This is a genomic window from Gordonia sp. NPDC003422, from assembly GCF_053588675.1.
Map to the genome: position 1 here is coordinate 120,600 of NZ_JBSFQL010000008.1, position 21,596 is coordinate 142,195.

The following is a 21,596-nucleotide window of genomic DNA, read 5'->3' on the forward strand; positions in this document are numbered from 1 at the left end:
CGAGAACGATCACGCAGAGGAGGTTTGCGATGGGCCTGGAGGAACGACTCCCGAGCGGCTTTCTGCTGAGCACCGTGGAAGATCTCGCCGGTTTCATGCGGAAGGGGTCGCTGTGGCCGGCGACGTTCGGTCTCGCCTGCTGTGCCATCGAGATGATGGCCACGACGTCCGGCCGTTACGACCTCGCACGCTTTGGCATGGAGGCATTCCGTGCATCGCCCCGGCAGGCCGACCTGATGATCGTCGCCGGCCGCGTCAGCCAGAAGATGGCGCCGGTGCTGAGGCAGATCTACGACCAGATGGTCGAGCCCAAATGGGTTCTCGCCATGGGGGTTTGCGCATCGTCGGGTGGCATGTTCAACAACTATGCGATCGTGCAGGGCGTCGATCACGTGGTCCCCGTCGACATCTATCTGCCCGGCTGCCCGCCGCGGCCGGAGATGCTGCTCAACGCGATCCTCAAGCTGCACGAGAAGATTCAGGAGATGCCCCTCGGCGTCAATCGTGAGGAGGCCATCTGGGCGGCCGAGCGCGCCGCCCTGCAGGCCACCCCGACGATCGAGATGAAGGGGTTGCTGCGATGAGCCCCGATCGAGACGAGAACCCCGAGGTCATCGGCGTCCGACACGGGCTGTTCGGTGCGTTGGGCAGCGGCGACACGTCCGGCTACGGTGGCCTGGTCAGCCCGATCACACTTCCGGCCAACACTTCTCGGCCCTACGGCGACTACTTCGACGACATCGCCGACACCCTGGCGGCCGAACTGGGCGGGGGCTACGACGAAGCTGTCGAGAAGGTCGTGATCTTCCGCGACGAGATGACGATGTACGTCGTTCGGGACCACCTCCGGGAGGTCGCACTGACCCTGCGCAACCATGCCGATCTGCGGTTCGAGCTGTGCCTGGGCGTCAACGGCGTGCACTATCCCGACGACGCGGGACGTGAACTGCACGCCGTCTATCCGTTGGCGTCGATCACCCACAATCGGCGGCTCCGACTGGAAGTCGCTGCACCCGAAGCGGATCCGCACATCCCGAGCATCTGCGACATCTACCCCACCAACGACTGGCACGAACGCGAGACCTACGACTTCTTCGGCATCGTCTTCGACGGACACCGGGCGCTCACCCGAATCCAGATGCCCGACGACTGGCAAGGGCACCCGCAACGCAAGGACTATCCACTCGGCGGAGTTCCCGTGGAATACAAGGGAACCCGCGTGGCCCCGCCGGACCGACGGAGGGCCTACAACTGATGACCGACACCGACACAACCGAATCGGGCGCCGGGCCCACGGCAACCCGTACGTACACCGTCACCGGCCAGGACTGGGATGCCATCGTGTCCGACGTCGCGCACCGGGCCGAGCAGCAACCCGGCGACGAGCGCATCGTCGTGAACATGGGGCCGCAGCATCCGTCCACCCACGGCGTGCTGCGTCTCATCCTCGAGATCGAGGGCGAGACCGTCACCGAGGCTCGATGCGGAATCGGCTACCTGCACACCGGAATCGAGAAAAACCTCGAGTTCCGTAACTGGACGCAAGGCGTCACCTTCGTGACCCGCATGGATTATCTCTCGCCGTTCTTCAACGAGACCGCCTACTGCCTCGGAGTCGAACGACTCCTGGGCATCACCGACGACATCCCCGAACGCGCCACCGTGATTCGGGTGATGCTGATGGAACTCAACCGGATCACGTCGCACCTGGTTGCGCTGGCAACCGGTGGCATGGAACTCGGTGCGGTGACTGCAATGTTCCTCGGCTTCCGGGAACGCGAGATGATCCTCGACCTCTTCGAACTCATCACCGGGCTGCGCATGAACCATGCGTACATCCGGCCCGGCGGGGTTGCCCAGGACCTGCCGTCGAATGCCGTCGAGAAGGTCACCGAGGTGATCGGGCTGCTGCCCGGTCGGCTCGACGAACTCGGTGACCTGTTGAACGACAACTACATCTGGAAGGCCCGTACCCAGGGGGTCGGCTACCTCGACCTCACCGGATGCATGGCACTCGGCATCACCGGCCCGGTCCTGCGCTCGACCGGACTGCCCCACGACCTGCGGAAGTCGCAGCCGTACTGCGGCTATGAGAACTACGAGTTCGACGTCATCACCGAGGACACCTGCGACTCGTACGGCCGCTACCTGATTCGGGTGCGGGAGATGCGCGAATCGATCAAGATCGTCGAGCAGTGCCTGGAACGGCTGCAGCCGGGCCCCGTCATGGTCGCCGACCGAAAGATCGCGTGGCCCGCCGACCTGGCTCTCGGACCCGATGGGCTCGGGAACTCACCCGAGCACATCGCCAGGATCATGGGCACCTCGATGGAGGCGCTGATCCATCACTTCAAACTCGTCACCGAGGGTATGCGGGTACCTGCCGGCCAGTGCTATGTGGCGGTCGAGTCACCCCGCGGTGAACTGGGAGTGCACATGGTCTCCGACGGCGGCACACGACCCTACCGGGTGCACTATCGCGATCCGTCGTTCACGAATCTTCAAGCGGTGGCGGCGATGTGCGAGGGCGGCATGGTGGCTGACGTCATCACAGCGGTCGCCAGTATCGACCCGGTGATGGGAGGGGTGGATCGATGAGTGAGCCCGTATTCGTCGAACTGAGTGTGGATCCGCCCGTGGAAGGTCCCGGACCCACCCCCGTCGCCCCCGCGCCGACGATCACCTTCGACGGGCCGATCGAGTACCCGCCGGACGTCGTACGACGACTCGCCGCCGATGCCGCGCCGATCATCGCGCGGTATCCGAAGGCCCGCTCTGCCCTGCTACCCCTGCTGCACCTCGTGCAATCCGAAGACGGATTCATCACCCGCGCCGGTATCCGCTTCTGCGCAGATCAACTCGAACTCACTGCCGCACAAGTTGCTTCGGTAGCCACCTTCTACTCGATGTACCGCCGAAACCCGACCGGTGAATACCTGGTCGGCGTCTGCACCAACACCCTGTGTGCGACGCTCGGCGGGGACGAGATCCTCGACACGATCTGCGATCACCTCGGTATCGAACCCGGCGACACCAGTGCCGACGGCCGGATCACGATCGAACATGTCGAGTGCAACGCGGCCTGCGACTTCGCCCCCGTGGTGATGGTGAACTGGGAGTTCTTCGACAACCAAACCCCGGATTCCGCAGTCGAACTCGTCGAGGATCTCCGCGCAGGCGTCGAACTCGAACCCAGCCGCGGAACCGGCACTCTGTGCTCCTTCCGCACGACGGCGCGTATCCTGGCGGGACTCGATTCCCCAGCATCGGAAGCGCCGAGTTCCCAACCGCTCCCCCCACCGCTCCCCGAGCCACAAAGCCCCCCACCGCTCCCTGAGGTGCGAGGAGCGCCAGCGACGAGCCTCGAAGGGCCTGGTGAGGTGTCGTCGCCAGCCCTTCGAGGCTCGCAGGCTCGCACCTCAGGGAGCGGAGGGGGGAGCGATGGGGAGAGCGGGCAGGAAGCAAGCGGTGGGGAGAGCGTCGAGGTGAGCGCGGGCGAGGTGTCGGTCCTGAGCCGCCACTGGTCCGAGCCGCGGTCGTGGACTCTCGAGAACTATCAGCGCCACAACGGTTATGACGCCCTGCGCACCGCCCTGGCGACACCGCCCGACGACATCATCGAGACCATCAAGTCCTCCGGATTGCGCGGCCGCGGCGGGGCCGGGTTCCCGGTGGGGATGAAGTGGTCGTTCATTCCCCAAAAGGATTCAACCGAGTCAGACGATGCGGACGCCCCTCCGCACTATCTGGTCGTCAACGCCGACGAATCCGAGCCGGGCACGTGCAAGGACATGCCACTGATGCTGGCGACGCCCCATGCCCTCGTCGAGGGTGTGATCATCGCCGCCTACGCGATCCGCGCGCATCATGCTTTCATCTACGTGCGCGGCGAGGTCACCTCGGTGATCCGGCGTCTGCGCACCGCCGTCGACGAGGCGTATGCCGCAGGCTATCTGGGCTCCGGCATCCTCGGCTCCGGGTTCGATCTCGAGCTCGTCGTGCATGCGGGCGCGGGCGCCTACATCTGCGGCGAGGAGACCGCACTCCTCGATTCGCTGGAGGGACGGCGTGGGCAGCCGCGTCTGCGCCCGCCGTTTCCCGCCGTCGCCGGGCTCTACGCCAGCCCGACGGTGGTGAACAACGTCGAGTCCATCGCCAGTGTGCCGCCGATCATCCGCAACGGCGTCGAATGGTTCCGCACCATGGGCACCGAGAAGTCCCCCGGCTTCACGCTGTATTCGCTGTCCGGGCATGTGACTCGGCCCGGCCAGTACGAGGCAGCTCTCGGGATCACGTTGCGGGAGTTGCTCGATCGGGCCGGCGGCGTGCGGGAGGGCCATCAACTCAAGTTCTGGACGCCCGGCGGGTCGTCGACCCCACTACTGACGCCCGAGCATCTCGACGTCCCGCTCGACTACGAGGGAGTCGGTGCCGCCGGATCGATGCTGGGCACCAAGGCATTACAGATCTTCGACGAGACCACCTGCGTGGTCGGGGCAGTGCTGCGGTGGACGCAGTTCTACGCACACGAGTCCTGCGGCAAATGCACACCCTGCCGCGAGGGCACGTACTGGCTGGTGCAGCTTCTCAAGCGGCTCGAGACCGAAGGCGGCACCGCAACCGACCTCGACACCCTGTCCGATGTCACCAACAGCATCGTCGGCAAGTCATTCTGCGCGCTCGGCGACGGCGCGGGGAGCCCGATCGTCTCCTCTCTCAAGTACTTCCGCGACGAGTACATCGCCCACCTCGACCACGGTTGTCCCTTTGACCATTCACAGTCCACCGTGTTCGGGGGTGCGTCGTGATTGCCGTCGACCTCACGCCGTGGCGGCTCACCGTCGCACAAAAAGTAGGGGAAGAAACTCCTCCCCTACTCTTGGTGTCTTCCCCGCGAAATCTTGCGGGGAAGACACCAAACCCCGGGGAAGAGTTTCTTCCCCTACTTTTTGTGGGCGAGCGGGGACCGCGCCTTGCGCGGAAAGCTGTACCTCCCAGCTCGACGAACTGCACTATGCGCTTGGCTGGGCTGCCACGTACAGATTTCGGCGGCTCCGCGAACGGAGGGCACCGATGACCCTGACCCACGACAACGATCCCGCGACGCAGGCCGAGGCCGACAACCTCGTCGGCATCACCATCGACGGTCAAGAGCTGCGAGTACCGAAGGGCACGTTGATCATTCGTGCGGCCGAGCAGATCGGTATCACGATCCCCCGGTTCTGCGACCACCCGCTACTGGACCCAGTCGGCGCCTGCCGACAGTGCCTGGTGGAGGTCGAGGGACAGCGCAAGCCGCTGGCATCGTGCACGTCGACCGTCGCCGACGGCATGATCATCCACACCCAGCGCAGTTCCGAGGTCGCGGCCGACGCCCAGCGCGGCGTGATGGAACTCCTGCTCATCAACCATCCTCTCGACTGCCCGGTGTGCGACAAGGGCGGGGAGTGCCCGCTCCAAAACCAGGCCATGTCGGCCGGCCGCGCCGAATCGCGATTCGACGGGGTCAAGCGAACTTTCACCAAGCCGGTGCCACTGTCGTCGGAGGTGCTGCTCGACCGCGAACGGTGCGTGCTGTGCGCCCGGTGCACGCGGTTTTCCACTCAGGTGGCCGGTGATCCGCTCATCGAGTTGGCCGATCGCGGTGCGCTGCAACAGGTCAGCATCTACGCCGACGAACCGTTCGACTCCTACTTCTCCGGCAACACCGTGCAGATCTGCCCCGTCGGCGCACTGACCGGGGCCGCCTACCGCTTCCGCGCGCGTCCCTTCGACCTGGTCTCCACGCCGAGCGTGTGCGAGCACTGCGCGAGTGGATGCGCACAGCGCACCGATCATCGTCGCGGAAAAGTGTTGCGCCGCCTCGCCGGCGATGACCCGGACGTGAACTCCGAATGGAACTGCGACAAGGGCCGCTGGGCGTTCACCTACGCGACCGCCGGCGAACGACTCACCGCCCCGATGATCCGGCACCGCGACGGTGAGTTGCGCGAGGTGTCCTGGGCACAGGCACTCGGCGTTGCGGCGCAGGGAATCCGCGACGCCTCGCGCGGCATGGGTGTACTCACCGGCGGACGGCTCACCGTCGAAGATGCATACTCCTACTCCCGATTCGCCCGAACTGTGCTCGGTACCAACGACATCGACCTGCGGGCCCGGCCGCACAGCGCCGAGGAGGCGGCATTCATCTCCGCCACCGTCGCAGGTCACGGGATGGACGTCACCTACGACGACCTCTCGGCAGCACCTGCCGTGCTGTTGGTGGCGTTCGAACCGGAAGAGGAGTCGCCGATCGTCTTCCTCCGCCTGCGGCGAGCGGTGCGGGAGATCGGCCAGCGCGTCTACTCGTTGGCCCCCTACGCAACTCGCGGCCTGCGCAAGCTCGACGGACAAATCCTGCGCACCGTTCCCGGCGCCGAGGCAGAGAACTTGACAACGCAGGCCGTCGCCGACGCGCTGTCGCAGCCAGGATCGGTGATCCTCGTCGGCGAACGCCTGGCCTCATCCCCCGGGGCCCTGACCGCCGCCCGGGAGCTCGCACGGACGACGGGAGCTTCGCTCGCGTGGATACCCCGACGCGCGGGGGAACGCGGCTCGATCGAGGTGGGCGCCCTGCCCGGCCTCTTACCCGGCGGACGACCGGTCACCGACGCCGACGCGCGCGCCGAGATGAGCCGCGCGTGGAGTGTGCGCGACCTGCCATCCCATTCGGGTCGAGATACCGCAGGAATGCTGGAGGCCGCTCAGTATCACGGGCTTTCGCTCCTTGTCGGCGGCGTCGATCTCGGCGACCTGCCCGATCCGGCCGATGCGGAGTCCGCGCTCGCCGCGTCGCCGTTCGTCATCAGCCTCGAGCAGCGGCCCAGCTCGGTCACCCGCCACGCAGACGTGGTGTTTCCGGTGGCGACGGTCGCCGAGAAATCCGGCACGTTCGTCGATTGGGAAGGCCGACCACGCGGATTCACCGCTGCCCTCCTCGATTCCGGACGTCTTGCCGACCATCGGGTGCTCGACGCGCTCGGCCGACGGCTCGGCGTCGACATCCGTTGTGACACAACCGACACAATTCATCTCGACCTCGGTCGCATAGGAGTGTGGTCGGGCACTCGCCCTACCACGGATGCCCCGACTCCCGACACCGTCGAAAGTCCGTCGCCCCGAACGCCCCTTGCGGGTCAAGCAGTCTTGGCAACCTGGCACCAGCTTCTCGACCAAGGACGTCTGCAGGACGGCGAGCCGCATCTGGCCGGCACCGCGCGCACGCCCGTCGCCCGACTGTCGCAAACCACGGCCGCCGAAGCGGGGGTCACCGCCGGCGCGCTGCTCCGGGTCAGCACCGTCGACGGGGCGGTGGTGCTGCCCGCCGAGATCACCGACATGCCCGACCGCGTCGTCTGGCTCCCGACGAACTCACCTGGATCGCAGGTATATTCGAGCCTGCGCGCCCAGTCGGGTGATCTGGTGGCCCTGGCCCCCGACACAGGGAGCGGATCATGACACCGCAGGCGGCCGACTTCCCCACGCTTGCCGACTTCGGCCACGATCCGTGGTGGCTGATCGTCATCAAGGCGGTGGCGGTATTCGGCTTCCTGGTGGCCAACCCGCTGGTGGCCATCCTTCTCGAACGCAAGATCATGGCGCGCATGCAGTCTCGGATCGGCCCCAACCGCGTCGGCCCGCGCGGTCTGCTGCAGAGCCTCGCCGACGGCGTGAAACTCGCGCTCAAGGAAGGCATCATCCCCAGCGGAGTCGACAAGATCATCTATCTGCTGGCCCCCATCATCGCGGTCGTTCCGGCGGTGATGGCGTTCGCGGTGATCCCGTTCGGCCCCATGGTGTCGGTGTTCGGGCATCAGACCCCGTTGCAGCTCACCGACTTACCGGTCGGCGTCCTCTACGTGTTGGCCGTGACGTCCATTGGGGTGTACGGCATCGTGCTGGCGGGCTGGTCGTCGGGCTCCACGTATCCGCTGCTGGGCGGCCTGCGCTCCACCGCCCAGGTGATCTCCTACGAGATCGCCATGGGCCTGACCTTTGCCGCGGTCTTCCTCGACGCCACCACGATGTCGACGTCGGGCATCGTGGCCGCCCAACAGGATCACTGGTACGTGCTGCTGTTGCTGCCGTCGTTCGTGATCTACGCGATCTCGATGGTCGGCGAAACCAACCGCGCGCCATTCGATCTCCCCGAAGCCGAGGGTGAACTGGTGGGCGGCTTCCACACCGAGTACTCGTCGCTCAAGTTCGCCATGTTCATGCTCGCCGAATACATCAACATGGTGACCGTGTCGGCGTTGGCCACCACGATGTTCCTCGGCGGGTGGCAGGCACCCTGGCCGCTGAGCGTCTTCGACTGGGCCAATTCCGGCTGGTGGCCGATCCTGTGGTTCACCGCCAAGGTGTGGGTGTTCATGTTCGTGTTCATCTGGCTGCGCACCAGCCTCCCCCGCCTGCGCTACGACCAGTTCATGAACCTCGGCTGGAAGGTGCTCATCCCAATCTCGCTGACCTGGGTGATGGTGGTCGCGCTCATCCGGGCGGCCACGGAAGGCAGCGACGATCTCATGCGGGCGCTGATTTCCGCGGGCGCGGGCATCGTCGTCACCGCACTCATCGGCTACGCCATCTGGCGGTCCATGCGTCTGCCCAAGGAGCCCGACGACGCCGAGCAGCCGGGCAAGCCGTTCGACGCCATGGCCGGCGGATTCCCGGTGCCCCCACTCCCCAGCCAGCGGATAGATGGGCCGAAGATCTCACCGCCACAACGCAGCAAGGAGAAGACCGATGCCTGATTTCCTCAAGCCGGTCAGCGGAATGGGGGTGACCTTCGGCGGTATGTTCACCCCGACGATCACCGAGCAGTATCCCGAGGAGAAGACACCCACCGCACCCCGCTATCACGGTCGCCACCAGCTCAACCGGCATCCCGACGGGCTCGAGAAGTGCATCGGCTGCGAGCTCTGCGCGTGGGCGTGCCCGGCCGACGCGATCTACGTCGAGGGCGCCGACAACACCGAGGACGAGCGCTACTCTCCCGGTGAACGATACGGCCGCGTTTACCAGATCAACTACCTGCGCTGCATCGGGTGCGGACTGTGCATCGAGGCCTGCCCCACCCGGGCGCTGACCATGACCAACGACTACGAACTCGCCGACGACAACCGGGCCGACCTCATCTACGAGAAGGACCGGTTGCTGGCACCCATGCCACCCGACGCACAGGCACCGCCACACGACATGGCACCCGGCTCGACCGAAGAGAACTATTACCGCGGCGAGGTCACCCCCGACGGTCAGGTGAAGCCTCGGGAGACCTCGACATGACCACCGAGATCAGCACAGGGCCAACACTGCTCGCGGCCGAGCTCACCCGCACGTCGACGGGCGAAGCGGTGCAGTTCTGGATCCTCGGCGCGGTGGCGGTGCTCGGCGCGCTCGGTGTGGTGTTCGCCACCAAGGCCGTATACTCCGCCATCTTCCTCGCGACCACCATGATCATCCTCGCCATCTTCTATGTCGCGCAGGGCGCGCTGTTCCTCGGTGTGGTGCAGGTGGTGGTCTACACCGGCGCGGTCATGATGCTCTTCTTGTTCGTGCTCATGCTGATCGGCGTCGACTCGTCGGACTCACTCACCGAAACCCTTCGGGGACAACGGGTTGCAGCGGCGATCATCGGACTCGGCTTCGGAATCCTCCTCATCGCCGGCATCGGCACCGCGAGCGTCGCCGCGTTCGCCGGTGCCCCGGCACCCGGCGGGTCGAGCACCGCAAGTGACGGTAACGTCGAAGCCATCGCGGAACTGATCTTCGTGCAATACCTCTGGGCCTTCGAACTGACCGGCGCGCTGCTCATCACGGCCACGCTCGGGGCGATGGTGCTCGCCCATCGTGAACGGTTCGGTCCCAAGATGAGCCAGCGCGAGATCTCCAAGGCCCGTTTTAGGGCCGGCGTCGACCTCACTCCGCTCCCGAGTCCCGGCGTCTACGCGCGACACAACGCCGTCGACACCCCGGCCCGCCTGCCCGACGGCTCACCGTCGGCGCTGTCGGTCAATGCCACGCTCGTACAGCGCGAGAGCGAGGTGCGCGAGTGAATCCGGAGAACTACCTCTACCTCTCGGCGCTGCTGTTCACCATCGGTGCTGCGGGAGTGTTGTTACGGCGCAACGCGATCGTCGTCTTCATGTGCGTCGAGCTGATGCTCAACGCGGCGAATCTCTCTTTCGTGACGTTCGCGCGTATGCACGGATCGTATGACGGTCAGGTGATCGCGTTCTTCACGATGGTGGTGGCCGCGGCCGAAGTCGTTGTCGGACTCGCGATCATCATGACCATCTTCCGGGCACGACGATCGGCCTCGGTCGACGACGCAGATCTGCTGAAGCGCTAAGGAGGCTCGGTGACCATCGATCAGACGGCGTCCCTGCTCTGGTTGCTTCCCGGTTTGCCGTTGGTCGGTGCCGTCGTGCTCCTGATCTCGGGCCGGGCGTCGGACCGCTGGGGTCACCTCCTCGGCACGGCGCTCGCCGTCGCGTCGTTTGTGCTCGGCCTGGTCATGTTCGTCGGGATGGTGTCGCGGTCGGCCGACGAGCGTGCAGTCACCGAGACGCTGTTCACGTGGGTCCCCGTCGGGGAGCTCAACGTGGACTTCGGTTTTCAGCTCGACCAGCTGTCGATGTGCTTCGTACTCCTGATCACCGGCGTCGGTTCACTGATCCACGTGTATTCGATCGGCTACATGCACGACGACCCCGACCGACGCCGATTCTTCGCCTACCTCAACCTGTTTCTCGCCGCGATGCTCGTCCTCGTGCTGGCCGACAACTACCTCGGCCTCTATCTCGGCTGGGAGGGTGTGGGTCTGGCGTCGTATCTGCTGATCGGGTTCTGGCAGTACAAGCCGTCGGCGGCGACCGCAGCCAAGAAGGCGTTCGTGGTCAACCGCGTCGGCGACATCGGGCTGGCCATCGGCCTGATGATCATGTTCGCGACCTTCGGCGCGGTGTCGTTCACCGCCGTGTTCGACGGTGCGGGTCAGGCGGGCGAATCGACGCTCACCGCATTGGGATTCATGCTCCTGCTCGCCGCCTGCGGTAAATCGGCCCAGGTGCCTCTGCAGTCCTGGCTGGGTGATGCCATGGAGGGCCCGACGCCGGTGTCGGCGTTGATCCACGCCGCCACCATGGTCACCGCGGGCGTCTACCTCATCGTGCGGTCCGGCCCCATCTTCGATCTCGCCCCGCACGCGCAGGTCGGGGTGGTGGTCGTCGGAGCGGTCACGCTGCTGTTCGGTGCGATCATCGGTTGCGCCAAGGACGACATCAAGAAGGCCCTCGCCGCGTCGACGATGAGTCAGATCGGCTACATGGTTCTCGCCGCCGGCCTGGGTCCGGCCGGCTACGCCTTCGCCATCATGCATCTGTTGACCCACGGATTCTTCAAGGCCGGACTGTTTCTCGGCGCCGGATCGGTGATGCACGGCATGAACGACGAGACCGACATGCGACGGTACGGCGCTCTGCGCACTCTCATGCCGATCACGTTCGTCACCTTCGGCATCGGCTACCTGGCCATCATCGGCGTACCGCCGTTCGCCGGGTTCTACTCCAAGGACCACATCATCGAGGTGGCGTTCGGCGCGGGCGGCACCAAGGGGTTGCTGCTCGGTGGGGCCGCACTGCTCGGAGCGGGCATCACCGCCTTCTACATGACCCGAGTGATGATCCTGACCTTCTTCGGCGAGAAGCGTTGGCACGACGGAACCGACGCGCCGGCGCCGCACCCGCACGAGTCGCCGTCGGTGATGACCGCCCCGATGATCCTCATCGCGATCGGTTCGGTGGCGTCGGGCTTCTTCCTCGCTTTCGGTGGGGCGCTGCAGACGTGGCTTGAGCCAGTAGTGGGCGAGCATCACGACGAGCTCGCGATCCCGGTGTGGGCGATGACAGCCATCATCCTGGTGGTGGTCGCGATCGGCGTCGCAATTGCGTGGCGCCAGTACGCCACTCGTCCGGTGCTGGAGGTCGCACCCGACGACGTCTCGGCGCTCACCGTCGCGGCCCGCCGCGACCTCTATGGTGATGCCGCCAACGAGGCCCTGCTGATGCGGCCCGGGCAGCGCGTCACCGCCGGATTGGTACAACTCGAGGACGAGGGGATCGACGGGGCCACCACAGGTATCGGCGCCACGATCTCCGGGCTGTCCGTGCGAATACGTGGCTGGCAGAGCGGGTACGTGCGCTCCTACGCGTTGTCGATGTTCGCCGGTGCCGCGGTGATCACGGCGCTGGTGATGGTGGTGAATGTGCTGTGAACACACCGTGGTTGACCATCCTGTGGCTCGCGCCGGCGATCGGTGCGGTCATCGTGCTCGCCGTGCCGAATCGCCAACCGCAGGTCGCCAAGGGCATCGCCCTCGGTGTCACCGTCGGGGTGCTGGTGCTCGCCGTCGGGCTCGCCGTCGGCTTCGACCCGAACGGCACGCGGTACCAGTTCGTCGAAGACCACAGCTGGATACCGGCTTTCGGCACCCGGTACGCGCTCGGTCTCGATGGGATCGGACTTGCCCTGGTCCTGCTCACCGCGGCGCTGCTGCCGTTGCTGGTCCTCGCGGGGTGGCGCGACGCCGACGATTCCGGCTCGCTCGACGACGCCGGCGGACGACCGCAGAAGGGGCCGCACACCTACTTCGCTCTCACCCTCGCGGTGGAGGCGATGGTGCTGATGAGCTTTGTCGCCCTCGACATCCTGCTCTTCTACATCTTCTTCGAGGCGATGCTGATCCCGATGTACTTCCTCATCGGCGGCTTCGGCAACGGTCCGCGCAGATCTGCGGCAGCAGTGAAGTTCTTGCTGTACAACCTATTTGGTGGCCTGATCATGCTGGCCGCGGTCATCGGCCTGTATGTGGTGACCGTGCAGAACGACGTGGGCGCCGACGGGGCCGGCACCTTCTCGCTTCGCACCATCGCCGACGCGGTGTCGTCGGGAACCATCGACGGCGACACCGGACTGGCCAAACTGCTGTTCCTCGGGTTCATGTTCGCGTTCGCAGTCAAGGCACCGCTGTGGCCCTTCCACTCCTGGTTGCCCGACGCAGCCGTCGCCGCCACACCCGCGAGTGCCGTGCTGATGATGGCGGTCGTCGACAAGGTCGGCACCTTCGCGATGCTCCGCTACTGCCTCCAGCTGTTCCCTGACGCCGCACAGTATTTCGCGCCGTTCATCTGCGTGCTGGCGGTCATCGGGATCATCTACGGCGCCGTCCTGGCCATCGGACAGACCGATGTGATGCGATTGATCGCCTACACGTCGATCTCCCATTTCGGTTTCATCATCCTGGGCATCTTCGCGATGACCAGTCAGGGTCAGACCGGTTCGACGCTCTACATGGTGAACCACGGTCTCTCGACGGCGGCGCTGTTCCTGATCGCGGGCTTCTTGGTGTCTCGTCGCGGCAGCCGTCTGATCGCGGATTACGGTGGCGTCCAAAAGGTGGCACCAGTCCTGGCGGGCACCTTCCTCGTCGCCGGACTCGCGACCCTGTCCCTCCCTGGGCTCGCACCGTTCATCAGCGAATTTCTGGTGCTGATCGGCACGTTCACCCGATATCCGGTCGCCGCGATCTTCGCCTGTGCCGCACTGGTGATCTCGGCCATCTACATACTCTGGACCTACCAGCGGATGATGGGTGGGCCACCGAAACTCTCCGATGTTCGCGCGTCGTCGATGCGCGATCTCGTGGGACGTGAACTGGCCGTGGTGGTTCCGCTGATCGCTCTGCTCATCGCGCTCGGGGTGTATCCCAAACCGCTGCTCGACATCGTCGACCCTGCGGTCGGCCACACCCTGACCACCGTCGGCGTGCACGACCCGGCGCCGGCCGTGGCCGACTCGGCAGACCAGGGAGGACCACGATGACCACACCGGCTTCACCGCTGGCGGCGATCACTCCTCCGGACGTCCAATACGCTTCCCTCTCACCGATGCTCATCGTTTTCGGGGTCGCCGTGGTGGGAGTGCTGGTCGAGGCCTTCGCATCGCGGCGCCTCCGCTACCCGGTGCAGGTGGGTCTGTCACTCGGCGGTCTGGTTGCCGCTCTTGTCGCCGTGATCACGGTCTCGGTGACGAGAATCGGCGCGGGCAACGGCGAATTCGCGGTGTCCGGCGCGGTCGTGATCGACCGACCGGCCATCTACCTCCAGGGGTTGCTGCTGCTCGTTGCCTTCTTCGGGATCGCGTTCATGGCCGAACGCAGACTCGAGCGCGTCGTCGCGCCTGCCGCCATGGTTGCGGTGAGCGGCGGCTCGGGCACCGACGCCGACATGTTCACGCCTTCCGGCGCCTCGGTGCCCAACACCGATGCCGAGTTCGAGGCCACCCGCGCGGGCGCGGTGACCACCGAGGTCTTTCCGCTGGCGATGCTCGCTGTCGGCGGCATGATGCTGTTCCCCGCGTGCGGTGACCTGCTCACGATGTTCATCGCCCTCGAGGTGTTCTCGCTTCCCCTGTACCTGATGTGCGGTCTGGCGCGTCGGCGACGACTGATCTCGCAGGAGGCATCACTCAAATACTTTCTGCTGGGCGCCTTCTCGTCGGCCTTCTTCCTGTTCGGGGCCGCCTTCGCCTACGGGGCCACCGGATCGCTGAACCTGTCGGTCATCGGTGAATCCCTCACCGCCACCAGCGCTTCCGACGGCGACACCACCTTCGCGCTGATCGGCCTCGGCATGCTGGCGGTCGGACTGCTGTTCAAGGTCGGTGCGGTGCCGTTCCACGCGTGGATACCCGACGTCTACCAGGGCGCGCCGACGCCGGTGACGGCATTCATGGCCGCGGCCACCAAGATCGCCGCATTCGGGGCGTTGCTGCGGGTGTTCTACGTCGCCTTCGGTGAACTGCACGAGCAATGGGAACCGGCGATGTGGGCGGTCGCAATCGCGACGATGCTCGTCGGCGCGGTGATGGCGGTGACGCAGACCGACGTGAAACGTATGCTCGCGTATTCGTCGATCACCCACGCCGGATTCATCTTGCTCGGCGTGATCGCGTTCGACGACGCGGGTCTCGCGGCGACGATGTTCTACCTTGCCGCCTACGGCTTCTCGACCCTGGGTGCATTCGCCACCGTCGCGGTGGTCCGGGAGCCCGACACCACCGCCGCCGACAACCCCACATCCCTGCGCGCGGCTGTCGGCCAGGCAACCACCGCCGGCCGCACGAAACCGTCACGTAGCCCGCACCTCTCGGGTCGCGAAGCGACCGACCTGTCGCAGTGGGCAGGCCTCGGCCGACGCTATCCGCTTGTCGGCGCGATGTTCTCGATGTTCCTGCTCGCATTTGCCGGCATACCGCTGACGAGCGGGTTCATCGCGAAGTTCGACGTGTTCGCCGCGGCAGCCGGCAGCGGGGGTGGAGTGCTGGTGGTGATCGGCGTGATCAGCAGTGCCATCGCCGCCTACTTCTACGTGCGGATCATCGTGGCGATGTTCTTCCGCGACGTCCCCGTCGACGCACCCCACGTCGTCAAGCCGAGTATTTTCACCACGTCCGGCATCGCGGTTTGTACCGTCGCGACGATCGCGCTCGGGGTCTTTCCCCAGCCGTTGCTCGACCTCACCGAGTCCGCCGCAACCTTCCTTCATTGAGGTCTGCCATGCGAAAGCTCATCACCATCCTTGCCGTGGTTCTCGGGCTGTCGATCCCCGCCGCACTTGCGTCTGCGGCACCAGGTGCCGGCCCTCAGGGCCCACCGCCACCGGTGGTCTACAACTTCCTTCAGGGGTCGCTCAACCATCTCGCCGACCCCGACCGCTCACCACCGGGCACCAATGATTGGTCGTGCAAACCCAGTGCGCGCCATCCACACCCGGTCGTGCTGGTGCACGGAGGATTCGCGAGCCAGCAAACCGACTGGGCCGTCTACGGGCCGGCGCTGAGGGCAGCCGGCTACTGCGTCTTCACCTTCACATGGGGAGCCAATCCGGCATTCCCGAAGCCGTTCAACGCGATTGCCGGGATGTCGTCGGTGCCCGCCGGGGCGGCGGCTGTCTCCCGGTTCGTCGATCGAGTCCGCCGCACCACCGGGTCGCCGACCGTCGACATCGTCACTCATTCCCTCGGCGGCCTGGTAACCGCTTATTACGTCAAGGTCATCGGCGGCGCTGCGCACGTGGACAAGGTCGTCAACATCGCCGCCATCCTGCAAGGGGTCAACTGGCCGAGCAACCTCGTCTACCTCAATCCGCTGATCACCCGCCAGAACTGCGGGATGTGCTACGAGGTGTACGCCGATTCGGCGGTCGTGCAACGCATCAATGCCGGCGGTTCGCCCTACACGCGCCCGGTGACCTACACCAACATCGTGACCCGCTACGACGAGATGGCCACGCCGTACACCAGCGGTATCCCGCCGCCTCGTCCTGGACAGCGGGTGACGAACATCGTCGTGCAGGATTCGTGTTCGCGCGACTACTCCGATCACATGGCCATCGCCGGTTCGCGAAGAACGACGATCATCGTCATGAACGCCCTTGATCCGGCCCATCGACAGCGGGTCCCCTGCGAAGTGGTGCTTCCGTTCACCGGCATGAGCCCCGGCCGCTGACGCGATCGGCAACTGAGTCAACTGAGTCAACTGAGTCAACTGACCAGCAAACAGCGCTGCACGGCAAGATAATTCGCGACGGTCGCGGAACCAGTTCACCATGGCGAAGTGTGGTGGCGCCCATTCGGACATCGCCGCCAGTGTGACCTACCATATGCGGCGTGGGTAGGTCGGGGATCCAGGGTTTGCGGTTGTGGCATGGCGTCAGCGTCGTCGTGACGCTCGTTGCGGCGGCCACACTGATCACAGGGTGTTCGTCGGCGGCGACGGTCGGCACAGCCAGTACCGACTCCACTCCGGTTGCCATCGACATGCCCGAGTTCGCTCAAGTGTGGGTTGAGGGACAGCCGATTCCGGGCCTCGACGAGACGAACCTGTGGTGTACGCGCAGTAGCCGTTCGTCGACGTTCGCATTGACGGGCACCGCGACCTCCGATGGCGAGACCGTCTTCTCCGCTGATCTGACCAACACCCAGCATCCGCGGTTGGTCAAGACCGTCTTCGAGATCGACGGCGTTCGCTACGTCACGGATCCCACCCGAAGCCGCGGCAGCGCCGAGGTGGAGATCAACGGTGACAAGATCACCGTCACCGGGGTGGCCGTGGACGCCGAAACGAGGACGACCAGCAAGGCCTACCAGGCCGAGTTCAGCTGTTATCAGGAGTAATACGCACGACGCGCTCAGTGCCCGGCAAATGCTTCCGCCAGCCACCAGGAGCCGCCGTCGCTGGTGATCTTCGCATCGATCACCAGCGGCCGCGGCGCCCCGGACGAGATGATCTCGCCGAGGGCATCACGGACCTTGTCGAGGTCGTCGGCAGTTCGCACCGTCACTCCGGTGGCGCCGAAACCCCGTGCAATGGCGGCGATGTCGGTATCCGGGAAGGTCACCGTCGCCATGTCGGCACCTTCGAAGTGATGCACCTCCGCACCATAGGCAGAGTCGTTGTAGACGATCACGACGAGCGGGAGACCGATGCGAACCGCGGTGTCGAGATCGGCGATGGCCATCAGGAAGCCGCCATCGCCGGTACCGAGGACCGGCAGTCTGCCCGGTTGCGCGAGACCTGCGCCGATCGCGGTGCCGAGTCCGAGCCCGATGGACTGAAAGGCCTGGGTGAAGCAGAATCCGTTCTCGTCGGGCACCGCCAAATGCGTTGCGGGATAACCCATGAAGTTGCCCGAATCGATAGACACCACACGCTCGGCCGGCAGCATTTCGTCGAGTGCGATGGACAGTGCGCGCGGATCGATCCGGTCGGCGGTGGAGGAGTCGTCGACCGGAACATCCTGCCAGCGTGAGTTTTCCGCAATCCGGGCGGCCACCTCGGAAGTGCGGTAGCCCTGCCTCGTTTCGGCCAGTCCGGCGAGCGCGTCGCGAGCTGTCGCGGCACAGTCGCCGAGGACTCCGAGGTGTATCGGCCGGTGAGCACCGAGCGCGTCGACGTCGTCATCGATCTGTACGACGATGGTGTCGGGACCGATCAGACGACCGTGGCGCATCGTCCACATGTTCAACGCGCACCCCCATCCGACGATGAGGTCGGCGCCCGCTATGAGGTCCGCAGAGGTCGGCGAGGCGAATCCGCCCGAAATACCCAGCGAGAACTCTTCACCCTCAAACAGGCCGTTCGCGACCGCCGATGTCGCGAGGAGCGCGCCAGATGTTGCTGCCAGCCGGGCGATCTCGCGTCCGGCACCACGGCCACCGCGTCCGGCCACGAACACCGGACGCTGGGCTTTGTTCAGTGCGGCAACAAGTTTCGCGAGCAACTCCGGGTCGGGCCGAACCGCACTGGACGTGGTGTCGGCACTCACGGGGCCGGAATGCGTCGCCGGACCTGCTGCCACGTCAATGGCCACATTGAGGACGACTGTGCGTCGTTGAGTGACCGCCGTGCGGTACGCGCGCGTGACGTCGGCCACCACCGTCGAGGCCGAGTAGACCCGGTCGCTGATCGCGCCGACCGCGCGCACCATCGCGTCCTGGTCGACCCGGAAGTTCGACCGCAGCGTGGCCGCCGGGCTGTCCGCGGTGAGCACGATCATCGGCGTGCGACTCTTGGCCGCCTCGGCGATGCCGGTCATCGCGTTGGTCAGCCCGCAACCCTGATGCACAGACAGCAGTCCGACCCGTCCCGACATGCGCGAGAAACCGTCGGCCATCATCGCGGCACCACCCTCGTGCCGGGCGGCGGTGAACGGGACACCGCCGCGTCGTAGGGCGTTGGTCATGACGAAGTTGCCGCTGCCCACCACACCGAAGGCGTGGCCGACGCCGAGATCGGCGAGGACCTCGCCCACCACGTCGCCGACAGTCATGTCGGCGGCCGTCATTCGGGTGTGCCGTCGACAACCGCCAGGACTCGAGACGGGCTGCCCGTTCCGCCGACGATGGGCAACGGCGTGACGATCAGCATCGCACCCGTGGTCGGAAGTTCATTCAGATTGCGGAGCGATGTGATGCCGTACTTGTCGTGGCCGAGGAAGTGGTGATGCACCGGGAAAGCGGGATCGAATCCGCCTGCCAGCCCGGCGTCGACGCCGACGGTCTCCACGCCGATGCCGGTGATATCACGCTCGGCAGCAAGCCATTTGGCGCATTCTGCGTCGACGCCGGGCGTGTGCGATCCGGTCTCGTCGGCGTTGAGGAAAGCTTCCTGGGAGTGCCCCTTGGACTCCCATCCGGTGCGCAGCAGGAGCCAGTCGCCGGCGCCGAGCGGGCGGTGCTCGTTCTCCCACGTCTGCACGTCGGCGATGGTGAGCAGATGGTCCGGGTTGTCGTCGACCTGAGCCGTGAGGTCGAGGACCGCGGCGCTCCCGATGAGTCGCTGGACCGGGATCTGCGAGACATCGTCACCGTCGCGGCCGGTGATCCAGTGCACGGGTGCGTCGAGGTGGGTCCCGATGTGTTCGCCGGTGTGAATGTTGTTGTGCCGCCAGAAGGGTCCCGGCTCGTTGTAGGCACTGACCTCTTCCAGACTGAAGTCGATGAGGTTGGCGAACGGTGGTGGCAGTCGCAACGCCGGTGTCGAGGCGCTCAGGGGTGTGGTGAGGTCGACGACGCGCAATGTTCGGCTGGTGATCGCGTCGACGAATCCGGCGATGTCGGGGCTGGTCATGATCGGTCTCCGCTCACACGTCGATGTTGGGCTCCAACTCATCATGCCTGTTACGTTCTGATCGCCACCTCTGGACAGGAGATCTCGCATGGACATCCGCGATGCGACCGAGCCCGATCTCGAGACGATCACCGCGATCTACAACGACGCCGTCGAGAACACCACGGCGATCTGGAACGAGCGACTCGTCGACGTCGACAATCGCCGGAAGTGGCTCGCCGATCGTCGTCAAGCGGGTTACCCGGTGATCGTGGCGGTCGACGGCGACGAGGTGCTCGGCTACGCCACGTTCGGCGACTATCGCCCGTTCGACGGCTATCGGCACACCGTCGAACACTCGGTTTATGTGCAGTCCGATCAGCGCGGCCGCGGAATCGGCAAGACGTTGATGGTCGAGCTGATCGAGCGTGCGCGTGCGCTCGGTAAGCACGTGATGATCGCCGGGATCGATGCGAGCAATACGGGATCGATCCACCTACACGAACGGCTCGGATTCGTGAATGTGGGTGTGCTCGAGCAGGTCGGTGCCAAGTTCGGACGGTGGCTCGACCTCGCGTTTCTGCAGCTCACGCTCGACGATCGCGAGGCCCCTGCACCTCAATGATCATGATTGATTCGGCTACCATCGGTTCGTGTCCACCGACGCCCCAGATCAAGTTCCGCCCGACATCCCGGCCTACACGCCGGACCTGTGGCGGCGCCCGATCAGCCTGCCCGGCACGGTGTCGATCGGCTTGTCTCGTGCCGAGTACGCAGCCAACCAGATAGCGCGCCTGGCCGCCGGAGCTCCCGCCGGCGAACGAATCGGCAGCAAGGACGAGATCCGGCAGGTATGCGGCGTCTCGGTCGGCACGGTGAACGAGGCGATCAAGTTGGCGCAGGAGCGCGGCGTCATCACCTCGCGCCCAGGTCCGGGCGGCGGGATCTTTGCCGCCAACCCATCACCCCTGTCACGGATGAACGGCTGGTTCCGCGCAGCCCCGGCGGATGGGTCGGCACTTGGCGAGTCGATCCAGATCCGGGACGCGCTGGCTCCCCTCTTGGTGGCGGAAGTGCTTGCGGCCATTGATGATCGAGATCTTCGCGAACTGCGCGCGCGAGTCGATGACTTGCGTCGCACGCGCGCGGAGAACGACCTCTCCGGATTCGTGTGGGCGGCGTGGCACGTGCACGAGTACTTCGCCGGAATCGGCAGCAGTCAGCTTCTCAACAGCCTCTACCTCAGCATCATGGACGTCGGCACCTCGCATCTGCGCGCCCATCTCGACGCCGCCGACAACCAGGTGCCGGTCTTCCTTGGCGGCCTTGCCGATGTGGTCGAGTCCCTCGTCGATGCCCTGGGCGCCGGTGATGCCGACGCCGCGGTCGACGCTCTCCGTCGCACCGATCCGACGATGATCCTCCGGGCGGACAGCTCCACCTGAATCGACAGGTCAGGTGGAGCCCAGCAGACCTGGAGGAACCTACCGCTGAACCGAAGAGTTGGTAACCAATCCCGCTGAGCTGGGTAAATCGCATCGCGCCCGGCCCGCAGAAAAACTAGGGGACGAACTTCTTCCGTGGGTTTCATAGTCGTCCCCTAGAAAGTTGTAGGGGAGGACACCAAGGCCCGGGGAAGAAGTTTCTTCCCCCACTTTTTGTGCCGGATTGGGTCCACGATCGCCGCCGTGGCGGCGGGTGGGGCGCTGGCTCGAAGGCCTGCTGAACTGCGGATATGCGAGCGGTTCCGGATGGCGTCGGCTGCCGGAAACTAGTTCCTCCCCTACGCATGGGCGGCCATGTCACCGTTCGCCGAGGCGGCGCTACGGCGTGTTGTGATCTCAGATACCGCACGTCTGGTCAGAAACCCGATGTGCACCAAGGTTTC

18 protein-coding genes are annotated in these 21,596 nt (G+C 65.6%); 16 read left to right on the forward strand and 2 right to left on the reverse strand.

What is annotated here, in order from left to right:
- Nucleotides 1-29: 29 nt before the first annotated feature.
- The 14 genes from ACWDTF_RS09250 to ACWDTF_RS09315 all read left to right on the forward strand — a co-directional run bounded on the left by ACWDTF_RS09250 (nucleotide 30) and on the right by ACWDTF_RS09315 (nucleotide 17,274).
- The gene (locus tag ACWDTF_RS09250) at nucleotides 30-584 is read left to right on the forward strand and encodes a NuoB/complex I 20 kDa subunit family protein (RefSeq protein WP_240856290.1); all 555 of its coding nucleotides are present in this window, start codon (nucleotides 30-32) and stop codon (nucleotides 582-584) included.
- On the forward strand, nucleotides 581-1,255 hold the full coding sequence (locus ACWDTF_RS09255; protein WP_355272819.1) for an NADH-quinone oxidoreductase subunit C: 675 nt from the start codon (nucleotides 581-583) through the stop codon (nucleotides 1,253-1,255). The genes ACWDTF_RS09250 and ACWDTF_RS09255 overlap by 4 nt, the downstream gene beginning before the upstream one ends.
- Complete coding sequence (gene nuoD, locus ACWDTF_RS09260) at nucleotides 1,255-2,598, forward strand: NADH dehydrogenase (quinone) subunit D (RefSeq protein ID WP_240856292.1); 1,344 nt, start codon at nucleotides 1,255-1,257, stop codon at nucleotides 2,596-2,598. The genes ACWDTF_RS09255 and nuoD overlap by 1 nt, the downstream gene beginning before the upstream one ends.
- Nucleotides 2,595-4,808: an NADH-quinone oxidoreductase subunit NuoF gene (gene nuoF, locus ACWDTF_RS09265; RefSeq protein WP_240856293.1), complete on the forward strand. Its 2,214-nt coding sequence runs from the start codon at nucleotides 2,595-2,597 to the stop codon at nucleotides 4,806-4,808. The genes nuoD and nuoF overlap by 4 nt, the downstream gene beginning before the upstream one ends.
- Nucleotides 4,809-5,073: 265 nt before the next feature.
- Nucleotides 5,074-7,497: an NADH-quinone oxidoreductase subunit G gene (locus ACWDTF_RS09270; protein ID WP_355272815.1), complete on the forward strand. Its 2,424-nt coding sequence runs from the start codon at nucleotides 5,074-5,076 to the stop codon at nucleotides 7,495-7,497.
- Nucleotides 7,494-8,792, forward strand: a complete 1,299-nt coding sequence (nuoH, locus tag ACWDTF_RS09275; RefSeq protein WP_355272812.1) for an NADH-quinone oxidoreductase subunit NuoH — start codon at nucleotides 7,494-7,496, stop codon at nucleotides 8,790-8,792. The genes ACWDTF_RS09270 and nuoH overlap by 4 nt, the downstream gene beginning before the upstream one ends.
- A complete protein-coding gene (gene nuoI, locus ACWDTF_RS09280) occupies nucleotides 8,785-9,324 on the forward strand; it encodes an NADH-quinone oxidoreductase subunit NuoI (RefSeq protein WP_355272809.1) in 540 nt (179 codons plus the stop codon). Before nuoH ends, nuoI begins: the two co-directional genes overlap by 8 nt.
- On the forward strand, nucleotides 9,321-10,094 hold the full coding sequence (locus ACWDTF_RS09285) for an NADH-quinone oxidoreductase subunit J (protein WP_240856297.1): 774 nt from the start codon (nucleotides 9,321-9,323) through the stop codon (nucleotides 10,092-10,094). The genes nuoI and ACWDTF_RS09285 overlap by 4 nt, the downstream gene beginning before the upstream one ends.
- Nucleotides 10,091-10,390: an NADH-quinone oxidoreductase subunit NuoK gene (nuoK, locus tag ACWDTF_RS09290; RefSeq protein WP_240856298.1), complete on the forward strand. Its 300-nt coding sequence runs from the start codon at nucleotides 10,091-10,093 to the stop codon at nucleotides 10,388-10,390. Before ACWDTF_RS09285 ends, nuoK begins: the two co-directional genes overlap by 4 nt.
- A 9-nt stretch (nucleotides 10,391-10,399) precedes the next feature.
- Entirely contained in the window at nucleotides 10,400-12,313 is a 1,914-nt protein-coding gene (gene nuoL, locus ACWDTF_RS09295) for an NADH-quinone oxidoreductase subunit L (RefSeq protein ID WP_355272805.1), read from the forward strand.
- Nucleotides 12,310-13,920: an NADH-quinone oxidoreductase subunit M gene (locus ACWDTF_RS09300; protein WP_355272802.1), complete on the forward strand. Its 1,611-nt coding sequence runs from the start codon at nucleotides 12,310-12,312 to the stop codon at nucleotides 13,918-13,920. Before nuoL ends, ACWDTF_RS09300 begins: the two co-directional genes overlap by 4 nt.
- Nucleotides 13,917-15,647, forward strand: a complete 1,731-nt coding sequence (gene nuoN / locus ACWDTF_RS09305) for an NADH-quinone oxidoreductase subunit NuoN (protein WP_355272799.1) — start codon at nucleotides 13,917-13,919, stop codon at nucleotides 15,645-15,647. The genes ACWDTF_RS09300 and nuoN overlap by 4 nt, the downstream gene beginning before the upstream one ends.
- 8 nt (nucleotides 15,648-15,655) lie before the next feature.
- Nucleotides 15,656-16,606, forward strand: a complete 951-nt coding sequence (locus tag ACWDTF_RS09310; protein WP_355272796.1) for an esterase/lipase family protein — start codon at nucleotides 15,656-15,658, stop codon at nucleotides 16,604-16,606.
- Between the two features lie 161 nt (nucleotides 16,607-16,767).
- Nucleotides 16,768-17,274, forward strand: coding sequence for a lipoprotein LpqH (locus ACWDTF_RS09315; RefSeq protein WP_240856303.1), 507 nt, complete (start codon nucleotides 16,768-16,770; stop codon nucleotides 17,272-17,274).
- A gap of 14 nt (nucleotides 17,275-17,288) precedes the next feature.
- Here the strand turns inward: ACWDTF_RS09315 and ACWDTF_RS09320 are convergent, their stop codons facing one another.
- Both ACWDTF_RS09320 and ACWDTF_RS09325 read right to left on the reverse strand, forming a co-directional pair.
- Nucleotides 17,289-18,929 (reverse strand): thiamine pyrophosphate-binding protein, encoded by a 1,641-nt coding sequence (locus tag ACWDTF_RS09320; protein WP_355272793.1) that lies wholly within the window; start codon nucleotides 18,927-18,929, stop codon nucleotides 17,289-17,291.
- An 11-nt stretch (nucleotides 18,930-18,940) separates the two neighbouring features.
- Complete coding sequence (locus tag ACWDTF_RS09325) at nucleotides 18,941-19,729, reverse strand: cyclase family protein (protein WP_355272790.1); 789 nt, start codon at nucleotides 19,727-19,729, stop codon at nucleotides 18,941-18,943.
- 88 nt (nucleotides 19,730-19,817) lie between these two features.
- Between ACWDTF_RS09325 and ACWDTF_RS09330 the strand changes: the two genes are divergently transcribed.
- A complete protein-coding gene (locus tag ACWDTF_RS09330; RefSeq protein WP_240856306.1) occupies nucleotides 19,818-20,333 on the forward strand; it encodes a GNAT family N-acetyltransferase in 516 nt (171 codons plus the stop codon).
- A gap of 28 nt (nucleotides 20,334-20,361) precedes the next feature.
- Nucleotides 20,362-21,153, forward strand: coding sequence for a FadR/GntR family transcriptional regulator (locus ACWDTF_RS09335; protein ID WP_240856307.1), 792 nt, complete (start codon nucleotides 20,362-20,364; stop codon nucleotides 21,151-21,153).
- Nucleotides 21,154-21,596: the final 443 nt, after the last annotated feature.

Excerpts from the sequence above, each read along its gene's own strand:
- nuoD (WP_240856292.1), top strand. The coding sequence starts at position 1,255 with ATGACCGACACCGACACAACCGAATCGGGCGCCGGGCCCACGGCAACC.
- ACWDTF_RS09255 (WP_355272819.1), top strand. The coding sequence starts at position 581 with ATGAGCCCCGATCGAGACGAGAACCCCGAGGTCATCGGCGTCCGACAC.
- ACWDTF_RS09250 (WP_240856290.1), top strand. The coding sequence starts at position 30 with ATGGGCCTGGAGGAACGACTCCCGAGCGGCTTTCTGCTGAGCACCGTG.
- nuoF (WP_240856293.1), top strand. The coding sequence starts at position 2,595 with ATGAGTGAGCCCGTATTCGTCGAACTGAGTGTGGATCCGCCCGTGGAA.
- ACWDTF_RS09325 (WP_355272790.1), bottom strand. The coding sequence starts at position 19,729 with ATGACCAGCCCCGACATCGCCGGATTCGTCGACGCGATCACCAGCCGA.
- nuoH (WP_355272812.1), top strand. The coding sequence starts at position 7,494 with ATGACACCGCAGGCGGCCGACTTCCCCACGCTTGCCGACTTCGGCCAC.
- nuoI (WP_355272809.1), top strand. The coding sequence starts at position 8,785 with ATGCCTGATTTCCTCAAGCCGGTCAGCGGAATGGGGGTGACCTTCGGC.
- ACWDTF_RS09320 (WP_355272793.1), bottom strand. The coding sequence starts at position 18,929 with ATGACTGTCGGCGACGTGGTGGGCGAGGTCCTCGCCGATCTCGGCGTC.
- ACWDTF_RS09330 (WP_240856306.1), top strand. The coding sequence starts at position 19,818 with ATGGACATCCGCGATGCGACCGAGCCCGATCTCGAGACGATCACCGCG.
- nuoN (WP_355272799.1), top strand. The coding sequence starts at position 13,917 with ATGACCACACCGGCTTCACCGCTGGCGGCGATCACTCCTCCGGACGTC.
- ACWDTF_RS09310 (WP_355272796.1), top strand. The coding sequence starts at position 15,656 with ATGCGAAAGCTCATCACCATCCTTGCCGTGGTTCTCGGGCTGTCGATC.
- ACWDTF_RS09270 (WP_355272815.1), top strand. The coding sequence starts at position 5,074 with ATGACCCTGACCCACGACAACGATCCCGCGACGCAGGCCGAGGCCGAC.
- ACWDTF_RS09285 (WP_240856297.1), top strand. The coding sequence starts at position 9,321 with ATGACCACCGAGATCAGCACAGGGCCAACACTGCTCGCGGCCGAGCTC.